Here is a 7,424-nt window from a genome sequence, read left to right on the forward strand (position 1 = left end):
TCCGGATGCCGCCGGGGTGCACGGTCGTGGTGCCGATGCCGCGCGGCAGGAGCTCGTTGCGCAGGGCCTCCGTGAAGCCGCGCAGCGCGAACTTGCTGGACGAGTAGGCGGTCTGTCCCTTCGGTCCCACGAGGCCGAACAGGCTCGAGACGTTGACGATGTGGCCGCCCGGGCTGATCCTCGGCAGCAGGTGGTGCGTAAGCAGGACCGGTGCGGTGAAGTTGACGGCCATGACCCATTCGAAGTCCGCGATGCTGATCTGGTCGAAGCGCCCGGCGAGTGCCACCCCCGCGTTGTTGACCAGCAGGTCCACGGCGTCGGTCGCGGCGAGGAGGTCGGCCGCGAGGCCCTCGACGGCGGCGCGGTCGGAGAGGTCCGCGACGAAGGGCGTCACCCGGATGCCCGGGTAGGTGGCGCGGAGGGACGAGACGACGGCGTCGAGCCGTGCCGCATCGCGATCGACGAGGAGCAGGGTGCTCCCGCGCTCGGCGAGACCGCGGGCAAGGTGCTCGCCCATCCCGCCGGCGGCCCCGGTGACGACGGCGGTGGCACCGGCGAACCGGAACGGGCGAAGGCTCATGCGTGGATCTCCTGTAGCTCGGGTGCGGGGGCGGCGGGCGGTGCGGGAGCATCGAAGACCATGTTCTTCGCGAGATTGCCGTGCAGTGCGGTCGGCGCGTCGAGCAGGTAGTTCTGGCGCATGGTCCACGGCTGCCGGTCGCCCTGCTTGGGGAAGGCCGAGACCGCGCGCTGCACGTATCCGGAGGTGAGGTCGAGGATCGGCCGTGCCGTCATCGCGCCGTCGGTGACGGGCGCACCGTACCGGTGGCCGCGGCGGTCCAGATATTTGATGAGGCGGCAGACATAGCGCGAACTGAGGTCCGCGCGGAGCGTCCACGAGGCATTGGTGTACCCCACGCAGAGGGCGAGGTTCGGGACCCCGCTCACCATGAGCCCGCGGTAGACCCAGGAGTCGCCGAGGTCCACGGGGTGCCCGTCGACGGTGAAGGTGGCCCCGCCGAGGGGCAGCATCGACAGCCCGGTGGCGGTCACGACGACGTCGGCCTCGAGTTCCTGCCCGGACGCGAGCCGGATGCCGTGCGGGGTGAAGGCGTCGATCGTGTCCGTGACCACGGAGGCCTTCCCGGACTTCAGGGATCGGAAGAAGTCCGCACTCGGCGCGACGCAGAGGCGCTGGTCCCACGGGTTGTAGGCCGGGGTGAAGTTCTCCTGCACGGTTCTCTCGTCGCCGAGGATGCGCTCCGTCTGGGTACGGATGAGTTTCTTGGCCAGTTCCGGGCGGCGGCGGCACAGCTGGTAGAAGGCCTGCGTGAACAGGACGTTCTTGGCGCGGGCCACGTGGTGGGCGAGCCCCGCGGGCAGATGGCGGCGCGCTGCGTCGGAGAACCTGTCACGGCTCGGCACGGCCGTGATGTAGGTGGGGGAGCGCTGGAGCATCGTCACGTGCGCGGCGTCGTCTGCCATCGACGGGACGAGGGTGACGGCGGTGGCGCCGCTGCCGATCACGACGACGCGCTTGTCCGCGTAGTCCAGGTCCTCGGGCCAGAACTGGGGGCGGACCACCTCGCCCTCGAACGATTCGAGGCCGGGGAAGGCCGGCTCGTGCCCGTGCTCGTAGTTGTAGTAGCCGCTGCACAGGTAGAGGAACCCGCACGTGAGCTGCCTGCGCTCCGTGCCGCCGTCGTCGTCCGTGACCTCGAGTTCGAGGGTCCACCGGGCGTCCCGGGAGGACCACGCCGCGCTGACGAGTCTGGTGCGGAACCGGATGCGTTCGCGGATCCGCGGGTCCTCCGCGGTGTCGCGGATGTACCGGAGGATCGACGAGCCGTCGGCGATGGCCTTGGCCTCGGTCCACGGGCGGAAGGGGTAGCCGAGGGTGAACATGTCGCTGTCGGAGCGGACGCCGGGGTACCGGAAAAGGTCCCAGGTGCCGCCGATGGCACTGCGGGCCTCCAGCACGGCGAAGGTCTTGCCCGGCAGCTCGGTGGAGATGCGGTAGGCGGCGCCGACACCCGAGAGTCCGGCGCCCACGACGACGACGTCGAGATGTTCGAGGGGGGTTTCCATAGGTCCATTATTTCCGGGGTCGACGCGCGATCGCTTGACTTCACACGACACCTCTTTACCCTTGGACGACATGGGCTCCGTCATCCGATCCGCCGGCATGCGCGGCTTCCGCGCGGTCGTGGAGCAGTCCGGGGGTGACGCCGAGGCGCTCGCGGGCAGGTACCGCGTGCCGCTCGCGGCGCTCGACAGCGACGACGTCCTCGTGCCCGACGTCGCGATGGCGAAGCTCCTCGAGGGTGCGGCGCGTGAGCTGCCCTGCCCGGACCTCGGACTGCGCATCTCCGAGTACCAGGACATCAACATCCTCGGACCGCTCGCCGTCGCCGTCCAGAATTCCCCGACCGTCGGGGCTGCGCTGGAGTGCGCATCCCAGTTCCTCTTCCTGCACAGTCCCGTGCTGCGCTTCACGATCGTGCCCGACCCGGAGGGGCGCCCCGGTGATGTGGGCCTCTGCTACGGGTCCTCGGAAGGGACACTGCCCCGGCAAGCCACCGACGCCATCCTCGCCTTCGCCCACCGCATGATCCGCTTCCTGCTGGACGGCCCGTACGGGCTCCACTCCGTGCACCTCTCGCACCTGCCGAAGGCGTCCGCGGCGCGCTATGCCGAGTTCTTCGGCGCCGAGGTGCGATTCGGGCAGCCCGCGTCGCTGTTGCGTGTCCCGCGGAGCCTGCTCGACCGGCCGCTCGCAGGCGTCGACGGGACACTCCGCGAGATCGCCCTAGACTACCTCCGCACCCACTTCCCCGAGCCGGGGCGCGTCGTGGCACCGCAGGTCCGCAACGCCATCGACCGCATGCTGGGCACCTCGCCGGCCGGGATCGATGCCGCGGCCAGGCTCCTGGGGATGCATGCACGGACACTCCAGCGCAGGCTGGCCGCCGAAGGCACCTCGTTCGGGGCGCTGCTCGACGACGCCCGGCGGGACACCGCGCTGCGCCTCCTGACGCGCACGGACCTGCCGCTGCAGCAGGTCGCCGGGCTGGTCGGGCTGTCCGAGCAGTCGGCCCTCACGCGGTGTGTCCGCCGGTGGTACGGCAGAACCCCGAGCGCCGTGCGCTCCGGTGGGGCAGCCGGCGTCGGGCCCGTCCCCCACGGGTCCCGACCGCCCGCACCTACACTGACAGACAGGACACGCAGGTGATGAGGGGGAGCGGTGGCAGGGATCACGAGCGCTGACGTCGCCCGTGAGAGCGGGGTGTCGCGCACCACCGTCAGCTACGTCCTGACCGGGCGGGACGGCGTCAACATCTCGGCCGAGACCCGGCGCCGCGTACGGGAGACCGCGATCCGCCTCGGGTACGCCCCGTCGGCGGCGGCCCGGGCGCTGCGCACCGGTCGCAGCGACCTGGTGCTGTGCCTCCTGCCGGACTGGCCCGTCGGCCCGGTGATCGAGACCCTGCTCGACGAACTCGCCGACGGACTCTCGGGCCGCGGACTGTCGGTCCTCGTGCACCACGGCCGGGGATCCCGACCCCTCACCGATCTCTGGCGGGCGGTGACGCCGCGTGCGGTGATCGGTTTCGCGCCGTTCGCCGAGGACGATCTCCTCGCCATGCGCCAGGCCGGCATCCAGGTGCTCGGGACCCTCGGCGAGGAGCACCAGCCCCAACCGGACCTGCCGTCCCGGAGCCAGCTGGAGATCGGCGCGCTGCAGGTCCGGCGGCTCGCGGAACGACAAGGCGCGCGGATCGGCTACGCCTGGCCTCCGGATCCCCGGCTCGAGGTCTTCGCCCGCGACCGCCTCCTCGGTGTGCAGCGCGCCTGCTCGGAACTGGGACTCCCGGACCCGCACGTGCTGCCGGTCGCCCTCGACGTGCCCGCTGCCGTCACCGCCGTCCGGGCCTGGCGGGAGCAGGGCGTCACGGCGGTCGCGGCCTACAACGACGACGTCGCGCTCGCGGTCCTCGCGGGTCTGCGGGCGGAGGGACTGGACTGTCCCGGCGACTGTGCGGTGGTGGGTGTCGACGACGTCCCGGCTGCACGCCTCGCGGCGCCTCCGCTCACGACGGTCTCGCAGTCCATCGAGGTCCAGGCACGATATCTGGCGGCCCTCGTGCTGGCCGATCTCGACGGCTCGGAGGAGAAGCCCGGGCATCCCGGTCACGGACTGCACCTCGTGGAGCGGGAGTCCGCCTGACACTGCCGTCGGAGGCACCGGTGCCACGCAGGTCGGCAAGCCCGCCCGGGTGCACCGCGACGGCAGCGCGGTCCCGAGCCCAGGCACAGGCGTACGGACACAGCACGCAGGAAGGGCCGGAGCAATGCTCCGGCCCTCCCTGCTGCATGGAATCATGCGCCCGCAGGAATGCCTCCCTACGGGTAGCGCTCCACGTAGCTCGGCGTCCCCGTGTTGGCGTTGCTCACCGGTGCGCCGGTGTCGTTCACCACGTGGTCGATCGTCCCTGCACCGAGGTTGACGGTCAGGACGTGGTCCAGCACCACCCCGGGGGTGTCCGGCACCTCGAAGCCGCGCGTCGCATGGATGGTCGGATCCACGTTGGTGAAGATGTACGAACCGCCGCCCGCCAGGGAGTGGTGCTTCACGTCGTCGGCCACCTTGTAGCCGGCCCAGCCGAGGACGCCGTCGTGCTGCCATGCGGCCTGGGTGGGCGGATCGTAGGGGAGTTCGTTCTGGAAGAAGACCGTGCGGCCGTTCTCGCCGTTCCAGATGACGTTGTACTCCTGGTAGTGCTCCACGAACAGGCCCGTGGCCGTGACGTCGTCGCCGTTCACGATCACGCCGTTGCGTCCCGTGCTGACGTCCCAGCCGAAGGACCCCTCGTTGCCGTGGTCGGCGCGCCACACCCAGGTGTGGTCGATCAGCACGTCGTCGCTGTTGATCTCGAGGCTCACATCCGCCTTGCCGACGTGCGGGCCGCCGATGCGGAAGTACACATCGCTCAGCGTCGTCGGGTTGGCGGGGTCGCTGTGCTTCGCGCCGTTGTTGCCGTTCTTCGTCCCGACCTGCAGCAGGACGGGGGAGTTGACGGTGCCGCCGTCGATCGTGACACCGGCGATGACGACGCCGGGCACGTCCGCGACCCGGAGAGGCGTCGCGCCGTCCACGGCGGTCAGGGTGGCGTGGCCGAGCCCGAGGACCACGGTGTCCGCCCGCTTCACCGCGATGGTCTGCGCGATGTCGTAGACGCCGGGAGTGAGGAGGAGATGCCTGCCGCGGGCCAGGGCGTTGTTGATCGCCTGCACGGAGTCGCCCGGACGGGCGACGAAGAAGTCGGACAACGCGATGGTGCGTCCCGGCGTCAGGCCGTCCTTCCACGAGATGCCGCGGGAGTCCAGCTGCGCGGCGGGTACGCGGACGCTGTACGAGCCGGAGCTGTCCGCGAACAGGTACGGCTTCTCGCGGCTGACCGGCGTCCGGTCGACGGTGGTGTACGGGGGAGTGGGGAAGCCCTCGTCGGAGGGGGCGCCCTCGGTGCCGGCGAAGACCTGGTTCCAGACGCCGTTGGACCAGCTGCCGATCTCGCTGTTGCGCGTCAACCACTGCTGCTGGGAGCCGTTGACGATGTCGCCGGCCTTCGAATCGGCGAGGTAGCCGCCGCTCGCGAACTGGGGACCGGCGGTGCAGTAGTCCATCAGCGAGAGGGTGCCGCCGGTGACGTCCACGCGGCGGAGGGAGACCGCCTGGGAGACGGCCCAGAAGTTGGCCGTGGCCCGGCAGCCGTCCTGGCCGGCGCCGTTGACCTCGAGGGTCAGGTTGGAGAGCGTCCGCCAGAAGTTGTTGAGCGCTATGCAGTTGGTGGTGCCGTCGTCCTCGAGGCAGCGGTTGTAGACCTCGATCTTGCCGTTGATGGTCACATCGGAGGGTGATGCCCCGAGGCCGGCCACCTCGGTGTAGTAGCCGACCTTGAACTGCAGCGGTTCGGCGTCGGTGCCGTACGTGCCGGGCAGGAACAGGAGCGCCTCCCGTTCGGTGCCCATCTCGTTGTCGATCTGCCGGGCGTTGACGGCGTCGACCGCCGCCTGGATCTCGCTGACCGGCATGCTCGGATCGAAGATCGTCACGTTGGGCCCGAAGTCCGGAGTGGAGGTCGGAGGGGCTTTCTTCGTGGCGACCGGCGTCGTTCCCGCGGGATCGAGCGGGGGAGCTGCGATGGCCGTTGCTCCTGCGCCGGTGGCCAGGAGCATCGTGGCTCCGAGCACTGCTGCCAGGCGGGTTCGCCCGGTCCTGGCTGTGGGGGGTGTCATGCTGAACGGTTCCTCTCCGTCGAGGTGGTCCTGCCGGGAATCGGCGATGCGGTTGGTGAATCGTGTCACCGAACGATGAGGGAATTACATCCCCGGAGACAGACGAAGTCAAGGCACACCGCAACGAGCTGTGCCTTGATGGACTGCCGTGCCGGTGCTAAAGCTTGGAGGAGCACTGTCGGCGGAGGCCGGCAGCCAGGCACCGCACCGACGCGAGGAGACACCATGGCAACGCCCGACGACGAAGAGCGCACCCTCAGCGAGTGGAGCCGGACCCTGACCCAGGCCCTGCAGATCCTCGATCTCGAGGTGGATCATCCGCGGATCGTCGAGCTGGCCGAGCGGTCCTCACAGCACGTGTCGCCCTCCGCCGGGGCCATCAGCGCCTTCCTCGTGGGCTATGCCGCCGGCACCGTGACCACGCGCAACCGGGACGAGGCGAGCGCCGCGGTGGAGAAGGCCGCGAACACCGTGACGACCGTTCTCCGGAAGGACGAGGAGACCCGCGAGGAGCAGGGCTGGACGGGCAGCGCCCAGTAGCCTCGAGCGGTCAGGCCGGGACCGTGGTCCGGTCCCGGCCTGCCGCGCGCGTGAGGGTCCACCCCAGCACGACGACGACCGGGACGGCCGCTGCCAGGCCGAGGCCCGCGTAGCCCAGCAGGACGAGCGCCGGCCCGGCGAGGGCGCCGCCCAGGGCGCCTGCGAGGTTCATGACGAGGTCCGACGAGCCCTGCACCGGCGCGCGCTCGGAGATATCGACGGCACCTGCGAGGAGTGCCGACGCAGAGACGACACAGGCGGACCAGCCGAGGCCGAGCAGCACCAGGCTCGCGGTCACCCACGCCTCGGAGCCGGAGCCCTGCCACGCGGTCAGCAGCGCTGCGAGCAGCAGGACCTGGCCGCAGAGGATGCCGCGGGTGTGCCCGGCCCGGTCGGCGATCCAGCCGAAGACCGGCGAGAGGGCGTACATCCCGGCCACGTGGAGGCTGATGGTCAGTCCCACGACCGTCAGCCCGGCGCCGTGGTCGTGCAGGTGCACCGGCGTCATGGACATGAGGGAGACCATGGCTGCGTGGCTCACGGCGATGCTGATAACCGCATACCGCGCGGCCCCTCCACCGGCATCG

General features: G+C 70.6%; 7 protein-coding genes. 3 read left to right on the plus strand and 4 right to left on the minus strand.

Features of this window, described 5'->3' with window-relative positions; all coding sequences use genetic code 11:
• Both CVO76_RS01140 and CVO76_RS01145 read right to left on the minus strand, forming a co-directional pair.
• Window positions 1–580: SDR family NAD(P)-dependent oxidoreductase (locus CVO76_RS01140; RefSeq protein ID WP_208740389.1), on the minus strand; the 580-nt coding region annotated here is incomplete at its 3' end.
• Complete coding sequence (locus CVO76_RS01145; RefSeq protein ID WP_208740390.1) at window positions 577–2,088, minus strand: flavin-containing monooxygenase; 1,512 nt, start codon at window positions 2,086–2,088, stop codon at window positions 577–579. The genes CVO76_RS01145 and CVO76_RS01140, both read right to left, overlap by 4 nt.
• Window positions 2,089–2,158: 70 nt before the next feature.
• On the opposite strand from CVO76_RS01145, the gene CVO76_RS01150 reads away from it, so the two are divergent.
• Together CVO76_RS01150 and CVO76_RS01155 are read left to right on the plus strand one after the other, a co-directional pair.
• On the plus strand, window positions 2,159–3,232 hold the full coding sequence (locus tag CVO76_RS01150) for an AraC family transcriptional regulator (RefSeq protein WP_208740391.1): 1,074 nt from the start codon (window positions 2,159–2,161) through the stop codon (window positions 3,230–3,232).
• Window positions 3,233–3,244: 12 nt separating this feature from the next.
• Window positions 3,245–4,228 carry a LacI family DNA-binding transcriptional regulator gene (locus CVO76_RS01155; protein ID WP_208740392.1) on the plus strand — a complete coding sequence of 328 codons (984 nt, stop codon included), beginning with the start codon at window positions 3,245–3,247 and terminating at the stop codon, window positions 4,226–4,228.
• A 176-nt stretch (window positions 4,229–4,404) separates the two neighbouring features.
• On the opposite strand, the gene CVO76_RS01160 is transcribed toward CVO76_RS01155, so the two are convergent.
• Complete coding sequence (locus CVO76_RS01160; protein ID WP_208740393.1) at window positions 4,405–6,297, minus strand: adenylyl cyclase; 1,893 nt, start codon at window positions 6,295–6,297, stop codon at window positions 4,405–4,407.
• 225 nt (window positions 6,298–6,522) lie between these two features.
• Here CVO76_RS01160 and CVO76_RS01165 point away from each other — a divergent pair, with 225 nt between their 5' ends.
• Entirely contained in the window at window positions 6,523–6,837 is a 315-nt protein-coding gene (locus CVO76_RS01165; protein WP_208740394.1) for a DUF6457 domain-containing protein, read from the plus strand.
• Between the two features lie 10 nt (window positions 6,838–6,847).
• Here CVO76_RS01165 and CVO76_RS01170 read toward each other — a convergent pair.
• Window positions 6,848–7,424: MFS transporter (locus tag CVO76_RS01170; RefSeq protein ID WP_208740395.1), on the minus strand; the 577-nt coding region annotated here is incomplete at its 5' end.

This window comes from Arthrobacter agilis, from assembly GCF_002953615.1.
Taxonomy (GTDB): Bacteria; Actinomycetota; Actinomycetes; order Actinomycetales; family Micrococcaceae; genus Arthrobacter_D; species Arthrobacter_D agilis_B.